Source organism: Xenorhabdus sp. KK7.4, assembly GCF_963876465.1.
Taxonomy (GTDB): Bacteria; Pseudomonadota; Gammaproteobacteria; order Enterobacterales; family Enterobacteriaceae; genus Xenorhabdus; species Xenorhabdus stockiae.
The window spans coordinates 41,623-63,494 of record NZ_CAWNQF010000078.1; the positions used below are offsets into that span (position 1 = coordinate 41,623).

Sequence of the window (21,872 nt, forward strand, 5' to 3'; positions counted from 1 at the left end):
TCGTTTGTTATCGGCTCTGTTTCATTTTTTTGCAGTGTTCTGATAGCAAATGATGAAATCAGGTAGATAATCAGGCGAAAATATCAACGCCTCCCCGGCTTGAAGCCAGCTGCTGAGGGGTTAGCCGGATTGTGGATTCATGAGTTGTCGGTGCCTGTGTTACTGCCAGTGCTCTATGGTTTTCAGTATGGCTACCGGTATTGGCATGCTGTTGAGGGTCGGCGGCCTGTTCCTGTTGCCAGTTTCCTGATGTATCACTACCCACACTGCTTTCAGCCAGCTGAATGCCGTTTTCTGCCAGTGAATGGCGAAGGTTAGGCAGAGCGGCTTCCAAAGCAGCACGAACATGTTGATGTGCAGAAACAAAATGCAGCTGTGCCTGATTATCTTCAACATTCATACGGATATGCAGGGCACCCAGCTCCTGTGGATGTAAGCGTAATTCTGCCTGTTGCAGCCCGTTCCGGTTAAAAAATAGTACCTGCTGATTGAGTTGCTGCTGCCACTCTTCACTGCCGAGGTGAGCGCTCAGTAAAGGTGCAGGAGCACTATTCAGCTGGAACTGCCCGTTAGTCTGGTGGCCTGTCGCGAGCAGGGGAGCACTGAACAGATTGTGTGGTGCACCTGAAGAGGGCGTTTCCGCAGAAGCTGAAGCCAGTGCTGATGTTCCTTGTGTTGATAGGAACGCCTTCCCGATATCTCCTTTTCCGCTAACAGATGACTCTGAATTTTGCTCAGTGCCGTTAGCGGTGGCTTTTACTTTTCCGGTAGCTGTTGCCAGAGCTGCACGGTTTGTGGCTGAGGCTGTATGCTGTGGAGTAAAAGAACGGATATCACTATCTAAATCATTTTCTTCAGCCGGATCTGTCGCCGTCAGCGCCATATCGGCTTTAGTCTTTTTACCGGATAGTTTTCTGTCGGATAATGTATCTTCAAGGCTGTTTTCAGTGCGCAGTAAATCATCTGAGCTTTCTGAACCCTCGCCGGTCGGACGATGGTTGATTAATCCCGCCAGCTGAATAGGCATCGCGTTGATTAACATTTCAGCAGACAGAAGATCATCCTCTTCGGATAAGGTGAATTCTGCATCATTGTCGGATGCAAAAGCGCCTGAAGCCGAAGATTGATCCAGTCTGGCGATCTGACCAGAAACAGCCAGTGAAGAAGATAACTTTTCTTCATCCCGGTTATCAGTGGAATGTTTCTCTCCAGATTCGCTATTGCTGCCATCTGTGCGATTTTTAGCGGTCTGAACAGAGGTTTTTTGTTCTGCACTGAGAAACTGGCCGAATTCAGTCGCCTGCTCTTTAGGGGTGTTACTGCCCTGAGAGGAGTTCAGTGCTTGCTGATTTTTTCCCACACTTTTTTCAAGTGTTAAATCAGTAGGCAAAAGAGTGAGATTCATTGTTTCATTCTCCGTTGTGCACCACGTTGTGCGTACTCATCCATTTGTTTTTGCTCCATGCGATTCTGGTGTAACTTCAAACTATGTTCTGCCCGTTGTTGCAGCGTATCAAACGCGTTCAGACGCTGCTGTTTTTCCTGCCATTGCGACATAGCCTGCTCAAGCCGTTTTTTCCATTGGTTGAGCTGTAATCGGTGTTGCTCGATTGCCATTTCCAGTGTTTTCATAAACTGCTGGTAATTCTGCCAGGTCGAGCTGGACATGCCGCTGCTTAGTGTGTCGTTCAAACGTGTACGATATTCATCCTGATAACTCATTAACGCCGTGAGTTGTTGCTCCATTTGCTGATGGCTTTGTCGTATCTGTGCCAGTTGAGTCGCAGCTTTTTCCGCTGCGTCCTGAGCAAGTTCGCGCAAAGTCACAAGAGGGGAGTGTTGTTGCATGTCTATCCTCAGCGTTTTATACCCTTCGTCTTTCAGGCTGCCTTTGGCTGGGCAAATTCGTTTCTGACGAATTTGTCATTCCCTTGCCGCCGAGATGCAACCCGAAATCCATCGGGTATAGTTAAGTTGCGGTCTTAACTTGGTAATAACTGTTGCAGTTGGGCACATGCTGCATCGTATTCACTGCGTTCCTCAATACTTTGATGCAGGAACTGAGCCATATGTGGATACAACTCAATTGCCCTGTCCAGCAAAGGATCACTACCGGCAGCGTAAGCACCGACATTAATCAGATCCCGGTTGCGCTGGTAGCTGGAAAGCAGCTGTTTAAAATGTTGCACCCGTCGATAATGGGTATTATCAATCAGGGAGGTCATGGCCCGGCTGATTGATGCTTCAATATCGATAGCCGGATAATGCCCGGATTCAGCCAGAGCACGGGACAGGACAATATGACCGTCCAGAATAGCCCGGGCTGAATCAGCAATCGGGTCTTGCTGGTCATCACCTTCGGTCAGGACGGTATAAAATGCGGTTATTGAACCGCCATCACTGACACCATTCCCCGCCCGTTCTACCAACGCCGGTAATTTAGCGAACACAGAAGGGGGATAACCTTTGGTTGCCGGTGGCTCACCAATTGCCAGCGCAATCTCACGCTGCGCCATGCTGTAACGGGTAAGAGAATCCATAATCAGCAACACATGCTTCCCGCGATCACGGAAATCTTCTGCTATACGGGTTGCATAGGAAGCTCCCTGCATTCGCAGTAATGGCGAAACGTCAGCAGGTGCAGCAACAACTACAGAACGGGCTCGTCCTTCTTCACCTAAAATATTTTCAATGAAATCTTTAACTTCCCGGCCACGTTCACCAATCAGGCCGACCACAATAACGTCTGCCTGCGTATAACGGGCCATCATGCCAAGGAGCACACTTTTACCGACACCAGAACCGGCAAATAACCCCATTCGCTGTCCGCGCCCGACGGTCAGCAGAGCATTAATGGCACGTACACCCACATCCAGTACATCGCTGATGGGAGTACGTTGCAGGGGGTTGATGGGTGGTGTGGTCAAGGGGGCGCGATATCCGGTATCCGGGGCAGGTAAACCATCGAGAGGGCGACCTGCACCATCCAGCACCCTGCCGAGTAATTCCGGCCCCAGAGGTAAACGCCGTCCACCACCCGCTTCTTCACCATAAGCACGTGCATAGACACGGGCACCCGGCACAATGCCTTCAAGTTCTTCCAAAGGCATTAACAGCAATTTTTCACCATTAAAGCCGACGACTTCACTTTCGACTTCTTCAAGGGTGTTGCCATTTTGCCGTTCAATCAGGCAGGTTGCTCCCAGTGGCAGATGTAAACCTGTGGCTTCAAGTACCAGACCCGTGGCGCGGGTCAGACGTCCGTAACGACGTACTTTCGGCGTTTTTTCCAGACGTTTTTCCATGCAATCTAATGTCGCCAGCCAGCGCCCAAGTCTTGCAGTCATCACAGTTCTCCTGATACCGCCAGACGGCACATTTCATGCCAGCGCGTTGCCAGACTGGCATCCAGATCACCTTCATCAGCGCTGACCTTACAGCCTCCCGGATGCAGTTTATTATCTGCAACCAGACGCCAGCCATGCAGAGCCAGTATCTCGCCCAGTTGTTGCTCAACCAGCGGGATATTTTGCGGATGAACCCGCAATTGAGGTTTGCCACTGAACATCGGTTCCTGCTGAATAAATTCACGGATTTGGTTCAGCAGGGCAGTGCCGTCACACACAGCCGGTTGGCCAAGAATATGATGCGCTGCCGTCAGGGAAAGCTGCATCAGGCGTGATGCAACAACCGTATCCAGACCATCCAGTGAATGACTGAAATCACTCAACAGATCTTTCCACTGCTCAATGACAACCTGCTGTTGTTCCGCGGCTTCCTTGAGTCCCTGTTCAAATCCGGCTTTCCGGCCTTCTTCAATACCCTGCTCATATCCACGAACATGACCTTCAGCAACACCTTGCTCGTGACCTGCCTGACGCGCCTGTTCTTTCAGTTCGTCGAGTATTCTGGCCTGCTCCTGTAAACGCTCCTGTTCGGTAAGCTCCTGTATCTCATCCGATGATTCCAGTTTCGCTTGTAATGTTTCCCACGGAGTCAATTCACCCGGCAGCCATCGCTGCCAGTTTCCATTATTTGAATTATCAGACATAGGTATCATCACCACCATTCAGGATCATTTCCCCGTTTTCGGCCAGACGACGAACCACAAGCAGAATGGCTTTCTGTTCAGCTTCCACCTGAGACATACGAACCGGACCGCGGGTTGCTAAGTCATCACGCATAATTTCAGCAGCACGCTGCGACATATTGTTGAGGAAGTGATCGCGCAGTGCCTGATCGCAGCCTTTCAGTGCAACCAACAGCGAATCGGTAGTAACTTCCTGCAACAGACGCTGGATACTGCGGTCGTCCACGCCGATAAGGTTTTCGAACAGGAACATTTCATCGATGATTTTCTGTGCCAGTTCGCCGTCATAGGTACGGACAGCATCGATAACGCTCTCTTCCTGCTGGCTCTTCATCAGGTTGATAATTTCAGCCGCAGTACGAATACCACCCATTTTGCTGCGTTTCAGGTTCTGCCCATCCAGCAGATTGTTCAGAACTTCGGTCAGCTCGGCCAGTGCGGCTGGCTGAACACCACCAAAAGTGGCAATACGCAGCATGACGTCATTACGCAGACGATCATCAAACATGGCGAGAATATCTGCGGCCTGACCACGGTTCAGGTGAACCAGAATCGTGGCAATGATCTGCGGATGTTCATCGCGGATCATGTCAGCCGCTGCCTGCGGCTCCATGAAGTTGAGTGTTTCGATACCGGTTGTGGTATCGCGTGATTCAAGGATATCCTCGAGCAGGCTGGAAGCCCGCTCTTCGCCCAGTGCTTTCACCAGCACACTGCGCAGATAGTCGTTGGCATTGATGCTCAGAGCAGCGTACTGCTCAGCATCTTCCTCAAACTGGGCCATGACTTCAGCCAGTTGCTGGTTGGAGACTTGTTTCATCCCCGCCATTGCAATACTTAATTGTTGTACTTCCCGGGAGTTCAGGTGCTTGAACACCTCAGCCGCCTGATCTTCTCCCAGAGTCATTAACATGATGGCGCTTTTTTCTGTTCCGGTCAGACTCATTGTTCGTTACTCATCCATTGGCGGATCACCAGCGCAACTACGCGAGGATCTTTTTCCGCAAGTTCACGGATACGCTGGCTTTGAATCTCAGCATTGACACGCTGGCGAGCCAACTGACGGCGCACTTTTTCATCCATTTCAGCATTGGATTCAGTCGCAGGCTTATTCTGTTTCTTCTGCGCTTCCAGTGCGGCTTTTTCCGCAGCACGTTTTCTGGCAATTTGCGGCACGACCATCTTGCGCCACAGCAGCCATGCAGCCAGTGCTAACAGTAACCAACGGCCCAGCTCCAATAATTTCTCCAGCAGGACAGGGTGTTGCCAGAACGGCAGCGTTTCTATCACTTCGGCTGTATTATTGAACGGCGTGTTGACAACGTTCAGGCTGTCACCACGGTCGGCAGAAAAGCCCATTGCCTCACGGGTCAGTGACTCAATCTGGGATAACTGCTCTGGTGTCAGTGCCTGAGTTTCCGGGCCATTCTCACCCTGAACAGTGGCATAGTTGACCACAACCGCAACAGAGAGACGCTCCACGCCACCAGCCTGTAACTGGGTATGGCGGATAGTGCGATCCACTTCATAGTTGATGGTTTCATCATGACGATTATTGCGGTTATTACTGATCATGCGCTCATAGCTGTTATTGCCATTGCGCCCCTGAGCAGATTTGTCGTCACCATTACCTTTCGGTTTCTCAATTGGCGCACTCGGTGCGGCACTTGGCTGATTCGACAGCGCTCCCGGAACACCACCTACCAACGGCCCGCCACTTTGTTCGCTGGCACTGGTCTGTTTAGAACGGACGGCTGCCTGATTCGGTGGCTGGTTAGGCTTATATTCTTCCGCAGTTTCTTCACGGCGGGAAAAATCGACTTGCGCGGTGACCTGAGCATGAACATTACCACGACCGACAACAGGTGCCAGAATGGTTTCAATACGATGCTGGAAACGATTTTCGACTTCCTGTATGTACTTCAACTGGGTGGTATTCAAATCCCGCCCATTGGCATCGGATTGAGTCAGCAGACGTCCGGCCTGATCCACAATAGTGACATTGCTTGGCGGCAATCCGGCCACACTGCTTGAAACCATATGGACAATGGCATTGATTTGCCCTTCATCCAGAGCACGACCCTGCAATAATCCTACTGTTACTGAAGCAGAAGGTGATTTTTGCTCACGGACAAACAGGGAAGGTTTTGGTAATGCCAGATGAACGCGGGCACTTTGCACCGGGCCGAGAGACTCGATAGTGCGTGCCAACTCACCTTCCAGCGCACGCTGGTAATTAACCTGTTCACTGAACTGGCTGATGCCGAACTTTTCTTTATCCAACAACTCAAAACCCGCAGCGCCACCTTTTGGTAAGCCCTGTTGTGCCAGTTTCAGCCTGATTTCATGCACCTTATCAGTAGGTATCATGATGGCGGCGCCGTTTTCGGCAAACCGGTAAGGGACATTCATTTGAGTTAATTGTGTAACGATCTCGCCGCCATCCTTATCACTCAGATTGCTGTAAAGCACCCGATAATCAGGGCTGCGCAACCAGAGAAAAAGGGCGACGATAATAGCGATGGCAGCAGAGCCAGCAACTAATAATGGAACTTTTGGATCAGCTTTTATCCTGTTGATGATAGCGCTGAAACCCTTCTGTGGATTCTCAGCGTCGGTTGTTGCTGCACTCATAGACGATCCTTGCCTTGCTGGTCAACATGAATACTAAAAGCGTGGCGTAACAAAACAGACTCCCCATACGCAAGCGAAAAAACTATCTCTATACCTTTCATTTTATTACAAATTGCCTCTTTGCTGACTGCATCCGCCTCAGTGACATCGTTATCGTGTCACCGGGAATTGCTTAATTTGCCGCCGTGATGCAACTTAAATACAATAGATATAATTAATCCCGTCATTATTCGCTGTTCACACATCTTTTAATGGCACAATAAGCTTCGAATTTTTACGTTAATTACCCGCTTTAGTTTGAAAGGGCTATGTTACGGTGGCAGCCTGAAAAAACTGCCAACCAGCCCACGGCTAATATGGCATTTAATCACGTAATCAATAGGGTGATTTAACACGAGGTTTTTATGTCAATTCAGGCAATTGAAGGTGTACTGCAACAGATGCAGACGCAGGCATTACAGGCAGCAAGTATTGCTAAGCCTATGCCGGTAAAAGGCGGCTTTGCCAGCCAGCTCACCGCCGCGGTAGAAAAAATAAATCTGTCCCGCGTAGAAGCAGCGAAACAGGCACAGGATTTCACACTGGGCACACCGGGCGTGGAACTGAATGACGTGATGGTCAATATGCAGAAAGCCACTATTTCACTGCAAATGGGTATTCAGGTCAGAAACAAGCTGGTCAGTGCGTACCACGAAGTAATGAATATGCAGGTTTAACGATAGATACACTTTGTCTTTCACGTTGCTTCTTTGTTGGTTGCGTTCGTTCACCCCAGTCGCATAGTTACCTATGCTCCCGGGGGTGAACTCCCTTGCCGCCGCGACGTATCTTGAAATCCATTATGTATAATCAACTGATTTGTAAAAATTTGCTGTTTTAAGTTAAGTGCTTGGGGCACATATGGGGCAATAGTGATTTTTTCGTTTATTAGCTTAATTTGGTCATCGCTATTTTCGTTCATCCATTACTTATTTGTGTCGTAATTAATGAAGGACAGATATCAGTAGATAGTATCTAACTAGCATATATATTTTAGTATTTTTACATCCGGATGATCTATTTCAATTTTGTGTTATATTGCCCAAGGTAAAAACCGGTTAAATAAAAAAATATTTCATTTTATTTTGATTATCTTAAATATGAAAAATTTAATTAAAATAACTGTGTTTGATAAATGGGTATCAGTGCCTGTGCTATAGGATAAAATATACGAGGTTTTTCTTTGCAACTTTCTGAGAGTACAATGTGTTTTTTAGGTTGAGATGAAGACAAGCCACTACACGCATTTTCCATATTAATAGCGGACAGCTCTAATTCTGATGGGGTAATATCAGTCTGCCTTACTCTCCGGTTCAGCTGAGTACGTAAAGAGGAAAAATAGCTTAAACTTGCTCTCGTCATTACAGGCACTCTGGCATCAGGTACTCCTCGGGGAAGTTGTGCGGTAATGGCGACGGCCAGAATATCTCCCCTATCTGTATTTATTGAAGATCCGTAACGTTCATAGCCTGCATTTGTCCGTGGATGAGTCAGGCCTAGAGCATGGCCGAATTCATGCATAATGGTTGAATAAACCATTATATTTGCAATCTCCTCATGTGTAAGTCTAAGACTTAAGTCATTTCGTAATTGAGAGTAGGATTCTTCACTTAGATAAAATGTATTTGCTATAACTATTCCCGGATTCTCGAAATATCTCATTGAATAATGCTTGAGCATTTCATCAGGTAAAACGAGGGTTGTTACAGCTAGAGCGTGATTGACAAGAGGTCGTGACGGATCGGTTGAGGGGGGTTCTGGAACCAGATAATTCTCTTGTGCATCATTTGCTCTGGTAATCCAGAAATCAACTTCATGTGGTGTACCCTGAGGAATTTCAGTAAGGCGAATCGGGCTGTGAATTGACTCTAAACGTCGATTCCATCGGTTTGCTGCATTGCGTACTAATGGCGCAGTATCAACCGTAAAGGCTCTTGCTCCAACATTAACCGTTACTTGCCCTATGTGCTCATCTATTCTATACCTTAAATTATTATTAAAAAACCGAGCAGGGCTATAAATTTGATTATTAACAACAAAAGAATAAGTGTGCCTGTTTGAATTATTTCTGGCAGTTGGATCAAAATCACTATCTGCAAAAACACTATGTGTGGTTAGTAATAAGACTAATAAAAGATATTTCATTTTAGGCTCCATTATTTTTTCTGGTCTAGAGTATCTGTGTTTGTAGAATAGGTATCAGTGCCTGCGCTATAGGGTAAAATATACGGGGTTTTTCTTTACAAATTTCTGAGGCCGTAACATTTCTTTTAGACTGAGGTGAAGGTGAATCACCGCATGCATTTTCTGTCGCTATAGCGTTTAGCTCTAATTCTGATGGGCGGAGATCGTTATATTCTAATTGCCTGCCTAATTGGTTACGTAATCGGAGAAAATAGGTATCGTTACTTGTCATTAATGGTACTCTGGCATTTGCTTGTCCCTGTTCAACTTCTGCTGTAATCGCTATAGCAAAAAAGTGTCCGGGATTTGATCTATCTAATTGTATTTGATTTTCTTTTTCATTCGGCCCTCTCAATTCAAGCAACCCGGGATGCGTCAGACCTAAAGCATGTCCAAACTCATGAGCTATGGTATGGTAAACCAATATTTTTGCAACGTGGGGTTCTGAATAATGTTCATTTAACGTTTTTCTAATGGTGTTGAAAGTTTCTCTTGGGTAATTGAATGTATTAGTTAGGACTATTCCAGGTCTATTAAAAACTTGATTTGTTATATGCTCTTGGACTTCAGGAGGTAAAACTAAAGTTGTTTCAGCTAAATCCGAACCCAAACTTGTCTGTTGCGCATCATTTGCTCTGGTGATTTGAAAATCAGTATCACTCGATGAGCCCTGAGGTATTTCTGTAAGACGAATAGGGCTATTCCTTGCTATAAGGCGTTGATTCCACATATCTGCCGCATCTCTTACTAATGGAGCAACCTCGATAGTAATATTTCTTGTTGTTCCATCATCATTATGAATAGAGACTGTAACTGATCCTATATTTTCAGCTATTCTATATCTTAAATTATTATTAAAAAAATCAGATGGGTTATAGATTTGATTGTTTAAAGCTATAGAACAGACGTGCCTATTAGGGTTTGAGTAGGCAGAGGGATCATAAGGATAAGCATAAAATGCTGATAGAGATAAAATTAGTAAAATATATTTCATATTATATTCTCTTGTTTTTCTAAATAGCTTGTCAAAATGGTAGGAGTACTCCTTACCCCGCGTGACACGCGGGGTAAGGAACACCGCATGCTGGTACTCTCACTATTCTGAAAAGGTATATAGTGTGGTAGATATGTTATTTTAATTAATGCATTATAATTCGGTCATCTACTACTTTTTATTTGGTCTAATGTTTTTGTTTTTATCTTTTTTATTATTAAGGTCCAATTAATTTGGATTTTAAATTCTTGTCTTAATTTCTATTTATAATATTAAAAGAGATCTTACATAAGAATATTTAATGAATGCATTAATTTTTTAAAGTGAAATGATTTGTTAAAGTTAAATGAATAAAACAGCACTTTTAAGAAATTCAATGTCTACTTTTTAGTATAGTACCTGATTGGTGTTTTTGTTGTTTTTTATAGAAAAATCTCAGTGTTTTCTTTGTCACAACAATAATGATAATAAGTGATTATACTCTTTCATTTTTCCAGTTATTTGATTTTTAATTTAAACTAGAAAATGTGTAATCATCTATGGGGTACAGGTTGTTCTATATTTATAACGATAAAAAATGGGACAGGAGAATAAAGTTAACGTGGGGATAATCCGCAAGAAGGAATGCTAATAAGCAAAAACAGACCCCTTATCACCATTGACACACTAAGAGGTCTGTATATAACACATTGATTAAAAGTCTTTAAAAATCAAACGCTGATTTTGTGACCTGATAGTGCAGAATTACGGCGAGCCTGACCATCAGCACCATAAAAAGAGGGGCTGTGATGACTCTTGAGAAAAGCAATTGCCTGACTATTCTGATCAATATGCTGTTCCAGCAGAAATCCGTTATGGGCATTTAAATCACGGATACGTTCAACCGTCTGGCTGATTTGATCCCACAATACTATCAGTATTTCATGATCGGCATAGGGGGCACTTACTTTTAGCGTTTCATTTAATTGCTGACGCTTTCGCTCAGAATGATCAAGCGCTGAGAGTAAAAATGTTTTCTGTTCTGTCACACGATGTAAATGATTCGCTTCAATAAAGCCTTCACTCAGGATACGTTGTTCTTCTGCCATCGTTATCGAAAGCGAATTTAAATGTGCGCTTTGCTGCTCAAGCAACAGTTGAAGTTCTTCCATTTATGGCCTTTATGATTTTGCTGGTTTATCTGTTTTAAACAACCACTGAAAGTATACCTAATGGATTTCAAGTTGCATTGTGGCAGCAAGGGAGCGACAAATTCGTCGGGAACGAATTTGCTCAGCCAGAGGCTGGCCTCCGATGAGAGACTGAGCCTCTCGTTTCCCCCGGGAGCATAGGCAACCGTATATTTATAAAAATGCTAACCGGGGTGAGCGAATGCAGCCAACAAAGAAACAGCTTGAAAGACGAGAGGTATTATCAGTTTTCAAGAGCTTCTCTGATCAGGGCATCAGCAATTTTGCCGCTATCCATGGTCAGAGTTCCTTTCGCTATCGCTTCTTTCAGCTGTTGTACTTTCTGGATATTAATGTCTTGACTACTTGGCTGAACCAGTTTTTTCTGTGCCTCGCTCAGTTTAACCTGCGTATCGGCGCTTTTTTCTGCAACAGCCACGGTCCTGCGAGTGCTATGGACACCTTCATTGGAATTGCGCTGCTGTAAAGCCGCAATAGCCAGTAGAGGTTGAGTGCGTTCAATACTCATAATCGTAATCCTTTATTCAGGCATTATTTATTTGTCTTAGGTAGCAGGCGATATACCGCTGGCATGCCTGTAAATCATGGTCTGATGGTTATATCGGCTGAAAGCAATAAAACTTTAGACACTTATAACATCATTTTTACACTGCCATTTTCCTGAGCTTCACCGGTAATAACCTGCCCGGAAACCAAACGGATACGGATATTATCAAAACTGGCAGCATTGTTAATCGCTTTTCCTTCATAACGTACCCGGAAATTTTGCCCATCTACGATGACGATGACATTTTGTCCGGCTTTAATCACCCACGGACGCCGGATCATATTGCTTGTGATGAGTTGTCCGGCGGGGATATTGCGGATGGCAATTCCATTTTTTACCGCCTTTTTGTTATGAATGATGTTATTCGGCAGTTTGTCCAACTGACCTGTTTTGCTCTGAAAATCTTTTTCTGTCAGTACTGAGTTGCGCTGAATAGCCCGGTTTGAAACCAGATATGGGCCGGTAACACTAACGTAAATCTGTATAAAACGACGCTGTTGACCACAATTAACAGGCAGTGAAATATTGCCCCAGTTTTTATTGCCCATAGGGGGATGTATGTCAGGCGATTCGCACGTCGGCCATTGTTGTTCCGGTGTTTTGATTTCAACGGAAACTTTGTAGTTCGTACCGTGGTGAATTTGCCTGAAATAATCATTTATTGAGCGAGGTAAATCACTCCCCCATGCCAGAGAGCAGCCTAAAAACAAATTAAGGAAAAAGGTAACGGATCCGATAAATTTTAATACAGACATTTTATCACCTTCATTTTCCTTACCTGACAGACCTAATACCCAACCCTAATAGGGTAGACCATGATTGCAAAAAATAATCAGTACCTGTTGCCGTTCTTCATTTCATTAACTCTATCTGACTAATTAATAGTGTAACGCGCTTGATTATTAGTTAATGGGATAAATAGCAAATCAATTTGTGTCTATTCTTCGAATCGGCTTTTTCTTCTGCGTTTATGCTGTTATCGCTCTTAATGCGTTACAGGGCTTGGTTCTACGGAATTAGCCCTACAAGAAAGGCCATAAATCTGGCTTAAAAAACAGGCGAGGGAGGAATATGCTCGATAAATTAGACGCCGCCTTTCATTTTCGACAGGAAGCTCTGGTACTCCGCAACCAGCGGCAGGAAATTCTGTCTGCAAACATTGCCAATGCGGATACCCCCGGCTATCAGGCACGCGATATCGATTTTGCCGCTCAGTTAAAAAAAGTGATGGATCACGGGCGGGTAACTGGGAATGGAATTGGGCTGACTCTGACTTCCAATCGACATATTCCCATTCAGCCCCAGCAACGTCTGGAGATGGATCTGTTGTATCGGGTTCCTCATCAGACGGCTATGGATGGAAATACCGTTGACATGGATATGGAACGCAGCAATTTTGCAGATAACAGTCTGAAATATCAGGCTGAACTTACGATGACTAATGCTCAGATCAAAAGCATGATGTCAGTTCTACAGTCACAAGGATAATGGGAATGTCTCTACTCAGTATTTTTGATATTGCCGGCTCCGCGCTTTCTGCTCAGTCCCAGCGACTGAATGTCAGTGCCAGCAATATGGCGAATGCCGATAGTATCGTCGGGCCGGATGGCGAGCCTTATCGCGCCAAGCAGGTTGTCTTCCGTGTCGCTGCTCCCGCAGGGCAAGAGGTTGGCGGCGTGCGTGTCAGCGAAGTGGTGGATGATCCAACCCCTTTCCGTCTTGAATACCAGCCGGGCAACCCACTGGGGGATGAAAAAGGCTACGTACGTATGCCAAATGTGGATGTCGTCGGAGAAATGGTTAATACCATCTCGGCTTCCCGCAGCTATCAGGCCAATATTGAAGTACTCAATACCACCAAGTCCATCATGCTGAAAACCCTGACTCTGGGTCAGTAACAGGAATTCCATTATGGCAGTTACTGCTTCAATCAATGATTCTCTGGATAATTCAACGATTGGTGAATTAGCCAGTAGCCCCAAAAAAAAGCAAGACAGCAATGATATTAAAGATAACTTTCTGAATCTGCTGGTTGCGCAACTTAAGAATCAGGATCCAACCAATCCCATGCAAAACAATGAACTGACTACGCAGCTTGCGCAGATCAGTACGGTAGAAGGGATTGAAAAACTCAATAAATCGCTGGGCGCTGTTGTCAGCCAGATGGAAGGCAATCAGGCCATGCAGACGACCCAGTTGATTGGTCGGGGCGTTATGGTTCCGGGGAATAAAATTTTAGTTGGTTCCAGTGAAGAGAAAGGGATTAGCACATCGCCAATAGGCCTTGAGCTGACCCGACCTGCTGATAACGTAAAAATAACCATCAGAGACAAAGATGGTGCGGTAGTGCGGGAATTGGACATCGGTAAATTTGAGGCGGGTGTTCATAGCTTTGCATGGAACGGTCAAAACGCTGATGGCAAGGAAGTGGTAAATGGTGCTTATAGTTTCACTGTTTCTGCAAGCTATCGTGATCAAGCGTTAGTGGCACTTCCGCTGACATATGCCGTGGTAAATGGCGTCATGCGGGGTGAGGACGGCACTAAATTAGATTTAGGGCTGGCGGGTACGGTAACCATGGATAAAGTTCGTCAGATTCTTTAACAAAACGGAGGACATATGGCTTTTTCACAGGCAGTCAGTGGCTTAAATGCCGCAGCAAGTAACCTGGACGTAATCGGTAACAATATTGCGAACTCAGCAACATTCGGTTTTAAATCGAGTTCAGCGGCGTTCGCCGATGTATTCAGCGGTTCTGATGTAGGTTTGGGCGTTAAAGTTTCTGGCATGGTTCAGAACTTTAAAGATGGTTCAACCACTACTACTAACCGTCAATTAGATATGGCCATCACGCAGGGCGGTTTTTTCCGCATGCTGGATGAAAACGGTAACATTTTTTATTCCCGTAACGGTCAGTTCAAAATGGACTCAGACCGTACCCTGATCAATATGCAGGGTATGAAACTAACGGGTTATCCGGCAGTACAGGGACCAAACGGGCCTGAAATTCAACGTGGTGCAGCACCGGGACCAATCGCTATCGCAACAGATATGCTGGATGCCAAAGCGACTACAAAGGTTACGATGACAACTAACCTGAATTCGATGAATAAAGCTATCGACGCAACTGCTAATCCGTTTGATCCTGCCAAAAAAGACAGTTTTAACTACAGCACGGGTATGTCCGTATACGATAGTCTGGGTAATGAACATAACGTGAATGTTTTCTTCGTCAAGACCGAAGATAACAAATGGGAAATTCATGCACAGGATACTTCTGTAGCAGGTTCTGCGGCCCAGAAACTGGGTAATGTAGAATTCGACAATAATGGACGTATTAAAGGCAATGACAACGCATTTCCATTTAATATGCCAGCACTGAATGGCTCCAATCCTGCGGCGATCACTATCGATTTTAACGGCAGCAAACAGCAGAGCATTCAGCAGGATTCTGTTTCCAACCTGCAACAAGACGGCTATGAAGCGGGTCACTTCACTAATTACCGTGTAGATGCTGATGGCAAAATTTACGGTATCTATTCTAACCAGCAGACTCAGGTTCTGGGACAGGTTGTTCTGGCTAACTTCTCTAACCCGGAAGGTCTGGCATCACAAGGTGATAACGTTTGGGTCGAAACCGGCGCATCCGGTAGTCCGGTTGTGGGTACGGCAGGCTCTGGTAACTTCGGTAAGCTGATCAGCGGCGCGCTGGAAGCCTCAAACGTCGATATGAGTCAGGAACTGGTCAATATGATCGTCGCTCAACGTAACTATCAGTCCAACGCCCAGACCATCAAGACTCAGGATCAAATCCTGCAAACTCTGGTCAGCATGCGTTAATAATCTCAGGCGGATAGCTTTTTTGGAGATCGCTTTATGGATCACGTTATATACACCGCTATGGGAGCCGCGCGCCAGACACTGGAACATCAGGCTGTCACTACCAACAATCTGGCTAACGCATCGACGCCGGGCTTTAAAGCCCAGCTTGCTGCGCTGCGTGCTGTACCCATTGAAGGTGAAACCCTGCCGACCCGTACTTTGGTTGTTGCTTCTACTCCCGGAATGGATAGCCGTCAGGGGCCGATGAATTATACCTCCCGCCCGCTGGACGTTGCTGTCGGACAAGGCGGTTATCTGGCTGTTCAGCTTGAAGACGGGACAGAAGCCTATACCCGTAACGGTAACATCCAGATTTCACCGGAAGGGCAACTGACGGTACAGGGACGCATGTTGATGGGTGAGAACGGGCCGATTGATGTTCCGCCACAGGCTGAACTGACTCTTGCCGGAGATGGTGCTATCTCTGCCCTGATTGCCAGTGATCCTCCGACTTTGCTGGGGCAGATTGGCAAACTGAAAATTGTCAAACCGGAAGCGGGACAGGTTGTGCGCGGTGATGATGGATTATTCCATTTAACGCCCCAGGCGCGGGAACAGCAGGGCGACGAACTGGCAGCGAGCACCGAAGTAAAAATCATGCCGGGTGTACTGGAAGGCAGCAATGTGAATCCAGTGGAAAGCATGGTGAATATGATCGCCAACGCGCGTCGTTTTGAGATGCAGATGAAAGTAATACACAGTTCCGATGAAAATGCTCAGCGAGCTAATCAAATTCTTGCAATGAGCTGAGCCGGAAACAGAGGATAAATTCATGATCCGTTCTTTATGGGTTGCCAAGACTGGGCTGGATGCTCAGCAAACAAATATGGACGTTATTGCCAACAACCTGGCAAACGTCAGCACGAATGGTTTTAAACGTCAGCGCGCGGTGTTTGAAGATTTACTTTATCAAACGGAACGTCAGCCCGGTGCGATGTCGTCTGAACAGACTAACCTGCCATCCGGTTTACAGATTGGTACTGGGGTTCGTCCGGTAGCGACTGAACGCCTGCACAGTCAGGGTAATCTGGCTCAGACCAACAACAGCAAGGACGTGGCAGTCAAAGGGCAGGGGTTCTTCCAGATCCAGATGCCTGATGGCACAACTGGTTATACCCGTGATGGCTCATTTCAGGTGGATCAGAATGGTCAGCTGGTGACAGCGGGCGGCTTTCAGGTCATGCCTGCCATCATTATTCCGGACAATGCCACCAAAATCAGCATTGCCCGTGATGGTATTGTCAGCGTTAACGTACAGGGGCAGAACGCACCACAGCAGGTCGGGCAACTGACACTGACGACTTTCATTAACGAAAGTGGTCTGGAAAGCATTGGTGAGAACCTGTATCTGGAAACCAACAGTTCCGGTGTTCCGGTCGAAAATGCGCCGGGCATCAATGGTGCCGGATTGCTGTATCAGGGTTATGTTGAAACCTCTAACGTCAACGTGGCGGAAGAGCTGGTCAATATGATTCAGGTTCAGCGAGCCTACGAAATTAACAGTAAGGCAGTATCAACATCTGATCAGATGCTGCAAAAACTTACCCAGTTATAATCTAATCATTAATCAGTAGGGATTTATACCCAGAGGGTATAAACCCTTCATGATTACTGCGATAAACATAAGAGCATCGAAGATGGATACAATGCCCGTTGCTGAAAGCCATACTGAAAATCCTGTGGCTGATAGCTGTGCCGGTTTACGGAAAAACCGGGGAAATAAGCGGCGTATCAGCAGAACTGCGGCGGTACTCGCATTGTCGGTACTGACATTAGGGGGATGTGCTTACATGCCGCACAAACCACTGGTGAAAGGAGTGACAACGGCCAAACCTACCGAAGCACCTGCGCCAGCGCCGAATGGTTCTATTTTTCAGACCGTCCAGCCAGTTTACTACGGTTATCAGCCATTGTTTGAAGACCGTCGTCCACGCAATATCGGTGATACGCTAACTATTATCCTGCAAGAAAATGTCAGTGCGAGCAAAAACTCTTCCGCCAATGCCAGCCGCAGCGGTAAAACAGGTTTCCTTGCTGCCGTGACGCCTCGTTTCTTAGAGGGATTGATCGGTGGAGGTAAGACCGATATTGAGATGGAAGGTAACAGTGAGTTTGGTGGAAAAGGTGGGGCGAATGCCAACAATACCTTCCGGGGCACCATTACTGTGACCGTGGATCACCTGCTGGCAAACGGTAACCTGCATGTTATCGGCGAAAAACAAATTGCCATCAATCAGGGAACGGAATTTATCCGCTTCTCCGGCGTTGTCAATCCGCGCACCATCAGCGGCAGCAATACAGTCAGCTCCAATCAGGTTGCGGATGCCCGCATTGAGTATGTTGGCGATGGTTATATTAATGAAGCGCAGCATATGGGCTGGTTACAACGTTTCTTTATGAATATCTCACCGTTTTAAAAGAGGATGGTCAGGATGAAAAAATTAGTCGCCAGCCTTTTTACGTTGGTGCTGGTACTGTTCAATACGTTCGCACCGACCAGCGCTTTTGCTGAACGCATTCGTGATTTGACGACGATTGAAGGTATCAGGGATAACGCGCTGATTGGTTATGGCTTGGTGGTTGGGCTGGATGGAACGGGTGACCAGACCATGCAGACACCTTTCACCACGCAAAGCCTGAATAATATGTTGTCACAGCTGGGTATTACTGTGCCCCCCGGCACGAATATGCAGCTTAAAAACGTTGCTGCTGTGATGGTGACAGCTAAGCTGCCACCTTTTGCACGTTCAGGGCAGAATATTGATGTGGTGGTTTCTTCACTGGGTAATGCCAAAAGCCTGCGCGGCGGTACATTGCTGATGACGCCACTGAAAGGTGTGGATAATCAGGTATACGCACTGGCTCAGGGTAATATTCTGGTTGGCGGGGCGGGTGTCAGCGCCGGCGGTAACAGCGTGAAAATCAACCAGCTGGCAGGCGGACGAATTTCTAATGGTGCAGTTATTGAGCGGGAGTTACCAACGCGATTCGGCCAGAAAGGGACACTGAATCTGCAACTGAATGAGGATGATTTCAGTCTGGCGCAGCAAATCAGTGATGCGGTCAACCGTCTGCAAGGTGTGGGTACGGCAACAGCGCTGGATTCCCGCACAGTACAGTTGCGTCTGCCGATAGAAAACAGTGAGCAGGTGAAATTTCTGTCACAAGTGCAGAACCTGAATATTCGCGTTGATGCCGGTGATGCCAAAGTGATTTTCAACTCCCGTACCGGATCGCTGGTGATGAACCGCAATGTCACACTGGATAGCTGTGCGATTGCGCACGGTAGCCTGTCTGTGATTGTTGAACGTCAAACCGCAGTCAGTCAGCCGGATACTCCGTTGGCGGGTGGTAATACTGTCGTAACCCGTAATACAGGTGTTGGTATTCAGGAGCAGGGCGGTGTGCTACAGAAAGTCAACTCCAGTGCGAATCTGACTCAGGTTATCCGTGCACTGAACGCGTTGGGTGCAACACCGACAGACTTAATGTCGATTCTACAGGCGATGGAAAGTGCAGGCTGCTTACGGGCGAAGCTGGAGATTATCTGATGAATGATTTTCTGTCGATGCCGACTGCGGCTTATGATGTGAACTCACTTCATTCACTGAAAGCCAAATTATCACAGGAACCACAACAGGGGCTACGGCAGGTAGCCCAACAACTGGAAGGCGTATTTGTTCAGATGATGCTGAAAAGTATGCGTTCCTCGTTGCCGCAGGACGGCATGTTAAGCAGTGACCAGACGCGTTTTTATACTTCGATGTACGATCAGCAAATTGCTCAGGATCTCTCCCAAAAGGGGCTGGGATTTGCCGATATGATTGTCAAACAGGTTTCTGGTGCGAACAGTGCTCCCAGTGAACTGGCCGGAACCGTGCCGATGCCGCTGGGCAATGACATCCTGCATACTCTGCCGACACAAGCGCTGGAGCAGTTTTTACGCCGGGCGATGCCCGAAAAAAGCCAGTCTGATAAATCCTCTTCAGGAGGCACACAGTCAAAATCTCTGCCAGTAAACAGCTCCAGTTTTGTTTCCATGCTTTCCATACCTGCACAGATAGCCAGTCAGCAAAGCGGCATTCCTCATTTGTTGATTATTGCACAGGCGGCGCTGGAATCTGGCTGGGGTCAGCGGGAAATACTGACGGAAGAAGGTAAACCGAGCCATAACCTGTTTGGTATTAAGGCGGGTAAAAACTGGAGGGGCGCGGTCACCAATATCATGACAACCGAGTATGTGAATGGTGAGCCGCAAAAAATGCGTGACAGTTTCCGGGTCTATGATTCTTATCTGGAAGCCGTTACGGATTACGTCAGGCTGCTGACGGAAAATCCCCGCTACGCCAAAGTCGCACAATCAGTGACCGCAGAGCAGGGGGCTCATTCCTTGCAAGAAGCAGGTTATGCCACAGACCCCGGTTATGCCCAGAAACTGGTATCACTGATCCAGCAATTAAAGAGTAACGGCACTCAGATGGTAAAAGCCTATACCTACGATTTTGATGATTTGTTCTGAGTCACCGTCCAAATCATTTTTGTTCAAGGTTCAGGTTCTTCTGCCGATAACTTTTACAGAGAATTTATACCGATAACGATAGCAGTCATGTCTCTCTGAATAGAGGCAGAGCGAAAACGTAAAAGGATCTACACATGTCCAACAGTCTTATGAATACTGCGATGAGCGGTATTAATGCCGCTCAGGTGGCAATGGGTGTAGTAAGTAATAATATTGCCAACTCCAAAAGTGAGGGCTACAACCGACAGAACACCGTCATGACGCAAAATAATGGAACTATGTCCCCGGTGGGTTTTATAGGTAACGGAACAGCGGTTACGACTATTAACCGTGAATACAGCGAATTTATTAACCAGCAGTTCAATTCAGCTCAGACCAAACACTCGGCGTTAAAGTCATATAACGAACAGATAACTAAGATCAACAATCTGTTAGCCGATAAAGACACCAGTCTTTCTAATTCTTTCGAAGATTTTTTCAAAAGCATTGGTACCGTTGAGAGCAATGCAGAAGACAGCGCGGCAAGAACTACGGTCTTAGGCAAAGCGGAAGGCTTGGTCAGTCGCTTTAAAGAAGCTGATGAATTCCTGCGCCAGCTTGATAGTGGCATCAATTCTCAGATTGAGCAGAATGTCAAAGAAATCAACAAATATGCAGAAGAAATTGCCAAGCTGAATAACGAAATCATCCGTATGCGTGGTACTGGCACGGGTGAACCGCTGGCATTGCTGGATAAACGTGATCTGGCAGTCAATAAATTAAATCAGCTGGTGGAAGTGAATGTGACTCAGCAGGATGGTGGCGTTTATAACGTCTCATTCGGTGGTGGTATGTCACTGGTATCAGGCAGTAAATCCTACCGTATGGAAGCCATTCCATCCAGTGCTGACAGCGGCCGTATTACGCTGGGTTATAACAACGGCACAGTAGGTACGAGAGAAATTGATGAGCGTTTCATCTCTGGTGGCGCGTTGGGTGGTGCATTGCGCGTTCGCAGCGAAGTGGTTGACTCGACTCGTAATGAACTGAACCAACTGGCGCTGGTGATGGCGGATCAGTTTAATCAGGTACAACACGGCGGTTTTGATCTGAAAGGCGAGAAAGGGGTTAATTTCTTCAATTTTAAACAGTCGGAAATTATTTCCAGCAGTGATAACAAAGGCACGGCTGAGATTAAGGTGGAATATGCGGATTCCACGAAAGTCAAAGCCAGCGATTATACCCTCAAATATGAAGGTGGAGACTGGAAAGTACAGCGAGTCTCTGATCGTGAAATGGTTGCTGTAACCAAAAACGGCAATACACTGGAATTCGATGGACTGAAAGTCGAAATCACAGCGCCTGATGCACAGGAACACGATAAATATACCCTGAAAACTGTCGGCAATGTTATCGCAACACTGGAAGTAAACCTCAAGGATTCTTCCCAACTGGCAACCGCCAGTGAGAAAGGTGCTGGCCCAAGTGATAACCGCAACGCGAAGAAATTCCTTGAATTACAGGATAAGCGTCTGGTGGATGGCAAGGCTTCTTTTTCCGGCGCTTATGCCTCATTGGTGAGTACCGTGGGCAGTAAAGCCAACAGCGCACAAATCAGCGTTGAAACACAGGGCCATATCGTTGATAAATTGAAAGAAACCCGTGAATCAATTTCCGGCGTCAATATGGATGAAGAGTACGGCGAATTGCAGCGTATGCAGCAGTATTATCTGGCAAATGCCCGTGTGATCCAGACGGCGACGACGTTGTTCGATGCTATTTTAGGCATTCGCTGATAAAAGGAATAAGAAGGA

Annotated in this window: 22 protein-coding genes; 11 read left to right on the forward strand and 11 right to left on the reverse strand. The window is 46.5% G+C overall.

Annotated features, from left to right (window positions below):
• Positions 1-70 precede the first annotated feature (70 nt).
• The 6 genes from AACS90_RS13000 to fliF all read right to left on the reverse strand — a co-directional run bounded on the left by AACS90_RS13000 (position 71) and on the right by fliF (position 6,724).
• Complete coding sequence (locus tag AACS90_RS13000) at positions 71-1,405, reverse strand: flagellar hook-length control protein FliK (RefSeq protein WP_099120496.1); 1,335 nt, start codon at positions 1,403-1,405, stop codon at positions 71-73.
• Positions 1,402-1,848 carry a flagellar export protein FliJ gene (fliJ, locus tag AACS90_RS13005; RefSeq protein WP_086956259.1) on the reverse strand — a complete coding sequence of 149 codons (447 nt, stop codon included), beginning with the start codon at positions 1,846-1,848 and terminating at the stop codon, positions 1,402-1,404. Before fliJ ends, AACS90_RS13000 begins: the two co-directional genes overlap by 4 nt.
• Positions 1,849-1,982: 134 nt before the next feature.
• Positions 1,983-3,347: a flagellar protein export ATPase FliI gene (gene fliI / locus AACS90_RS13010; RefSeq protein WP_099109731.1), complete on the reverse strand. Its 1,365-nt coding sequence runs from the start codon at positions 3,345-3,347 to the stop codon at positions 1,983-1,985.
• Positions 3,347-4,051, reverse strand: a complete 705-nt coding sequence (gene fliH / locus AACS90_RS13015; RefSeq protein ID WP_099120497.1) for a flagellar assembly protein FliH — start codon at positions 4,049-4,051, stop codon at positions 3,347-3,349. The genes fliI and fliH overlap by 1 nt, the downstream gene beginning before the upstream one ends.
• The gene (gene fliG, locus AACS90_RS13020) at positions 4,044-5,036 is read right to left on the reverse strand and encodes a flagellar motor switch protein FliG (protein ID WP_099109733.1); all 993 of its coding nucleotides are present in this window, start codon (positions 5,034-5,036) and stop codon (positions 4,044-4,046) included. Before fliG ends, fliH begins: the two co-directional genes overlap by 8 nt.
• Positions 5,033-6,724 (reverse strand): flagellar basal-body MS-ring/collar protein FliF, encoded by a 1,692-nt coding sequence (fliF, locus tag AACS90_RS13025; protein WP_099120498.1) that lies wholly within the window; start codon positions 6,722-6,724, stop codon positions 5,033-5,035. The genes fliG and fliF overlap by 4 nt, the downstream gene beginning before the upstream one ends.
• Before the next feature lie 404 nt (positions 6,725-7,128).
• Between fliF and fliE the strand changes: the two genes are divergently transcribed.
• Positions 7,129-7,440 carry a flagellar hook-basal body complex protein FliE gene (gene fliE / locus AACS90_RS13030; protein ID WP_099120499.1) on the forward strand — a complete coding sequence of 104 codons (312 nt, stop codon included), beginning with the start codon at positions 7,129-7,131 and terminating at the stop codon, positions 7,438-7,440.
• A 436-nt stretch (positions 7,441-7,876) separates the two neighbouring features.
• Here fliE and AACS90_RS13035 read toward each other — a convergent pair whose 3' ends face one another.
• The 5 genes from AACS90_RS13035 to flgA form a co-directional block, all read right to left on the reverse strand.
• Positions 7,877-8,908 (reverse strand): matrixin family metalloprotease, encoded by a 1,032-nt coding sequence (locus AACS90_RS13035; protein ID WP_099120500.1) that lies wholly within the window; start codon positions 8,906-8,908, stop codon positions 7,877-7,879.
• A 25-nt stretch (positions 8,909-8,933) separates the two neighbouring features.
• Positions 8,934-9,941 (reverse strand): hypothetical protein, encoded by a 1,008-nt coding sequence (locus AACS90_RS13040; RefSeq protein ID WP_099120501.1) that lies wholly within the window; start codon positions 9,939-9,941, stop codon positions 8,934-8,936.
• 710 nt (positions 9,942-10,651) lie between these two features.
• The gene (locus tag AACS90_RS13045; RefSeq protein ID WP_099120502.1) at positions 10,652-11,092 is read right to left on the reverse strand and encodes a flagella synthesis protein FlgN; all 441 of its coding nucleotides are present in this window, start codon (positions 11,090-11,092) and stop codon (positions 10,652-10,654) included.
• 262 nt (positions 11,093-11,354) lie between these two features.
• Positions 11,355-11,639 (reverse strand): flagellar biosynthesis anti-sigma factor FlgM, encoded by a 285-nt coding sequence (gene flgM, locus AACS90_RS13050; protein ID WP_099109738.1) that lies wholly within the window; start codon positions 11,637-11,639, stop codon positions 11,355-11,357.
• Positions 11,640-11,761: 122 nt separating this feature from the next.
• Positions 11,762-12,433: a flagellar basal body P-ring formation chaperone FlgA gene (gene flgA, locus AACS90_RS13055; protein WP_099120503.1), complete on the reverse strand. Its 672-nt coding sequence runs from the start codon at positions 12,431-12,433 to the stop codon at positions 11,762-11,764.
• Positions 12,434-12,749: 316 nt separating this feature from the next.
• On the opposite strand from flgA, the gene flgB reads away from it, so the two are divergent.
• The 10 genes from flgB to flgK all read left to right on the forward strand — a co-directional run bounded on the left by flgB (position 12,750) and on the right by flgK (position 21,854).
• A complete protein-coding gene (flgB, locus tag AACS90_RS13060; RefSeq protein WP_099109740.1) occupies positions 12,750-13,166 on the forward strand; it encodes a flagellar basal body rod protein FlgB in 417 nt (138 codons plus the stop codon).
• A gap of 5 nt (positions 13,167-13,171) precedes the next feature.
• Positions 13,172-13,576: a flagellar basal body rod protein FlgC gene (gene flgC / locus AACS90_RS13065; protein WP_099120504.1), complete on the forward strand. Its 405-nt coding sequence runs from the start codon at positions 13,172-13,174 to the stop codon at positions 13,574-13,576.
• Positions 13,577-13,589: 13 nt separating this feature from the next.
• Entirely contained in the window at positions 13,590-14,282 is a 693-nt protein-coding gene (flgD, locus tag AACS90_RS13070; protein WP_099120505.1) for a flagellar hook assembly protein FlgD, read from the forward strand.
• A 15-nt stretch (positions 14,283-14,297) separates the two neighbouring features.
• Positions 14,298-15,518, forward strand: a complete 1,221-nt coding sequence (flgE, locus tag AACS90_RS13075; protein ID WP_099120506.1) for a flagellar hook protein FlgE — start codon at positions 14,298-14,300, stop codon at positions 15,516-15,518.
• 36 nt (positions 15,519-15,554) lie between these two features.
• Entirely contained in the window at positions 15,555-16,310 is a 756-nt protein-coding gene (locus AACS90_RS13080; RefSeq protein ID WP_099120507.1) for a flagellar basal body rod protein FlgF, read from the forward strand.
• Positions 16,311-16,332: 22 nt separating this feature from the next.
• Positions 16,333-17,115 carry a flagellar basal-body rod protein FlgG gene (gene flgG, locus AACS90_RS13085; RefSeq protein WP_099120508.1) on the forward strand — a complete coding sequence of 261 codons (783 nt, stop codon included), beginning with the start codon at positions 16,333-16,335 and terminating at the stop codon, positions 17,113-17,115.
• 82 nt (positions 17,116-17,197) lie between these two features.
• A complete protein-coding gene (locus tag AACS90_RS13090) occupies positions 17,198-17,977 on the forward strand; it encodes a flagellar basal body L-ring protein FlgH (protein ID WP_099120509.1) in 780 nt (259 codons plus the stop codon).
• A gap of 15 nt (positions 17,978-17,992) precedes the next feature.
• Positions 17,993-19,111, forward strand: a complete 1,119-nt coding sequence (locus AACS90_RS13095) for a flagellar basal body P-ring protein FlgI (protein ID WP_099120510.1) — start codon at positions 17,993-17,995, stop codon at positions 19,109-19,111.
• Positions 19,111-20,079 carry a flagellar assembly peptidoglycan hydrolase FlgJ gene (flgJ, locus tag AACS90_RS13100; RefSeq protein ID WP_099120511.1) on the forward strand — a complete coding sequence of 323 codons (969 nt, stop codon included), beginning with the start codon at positions 19,111-19,113 and terminating at the stop codon, positions 20,077-20,079. Before AACS90_RS13095 ends, flgJ begins: the two co-directional genes overlap by 1 nt.
• A gap of 134 nt (positions 20,080-20,213) precedes the next feature.
• The gene (gene flgK / locus AACS90_RS13105; protein ID WP_099120512.1) at positions 20,214-21,854 is read left to right on the forward strand and encodes a flagellar hook-associated protein FlgK; all 1,641 of its coding nucleotides are present in this window, start codon (positions 20,214-20,216) and stop codon (positions 21,852-21,854) included.
• Positions 21,855-21,872: the final 18 nt, after the last annotated feature.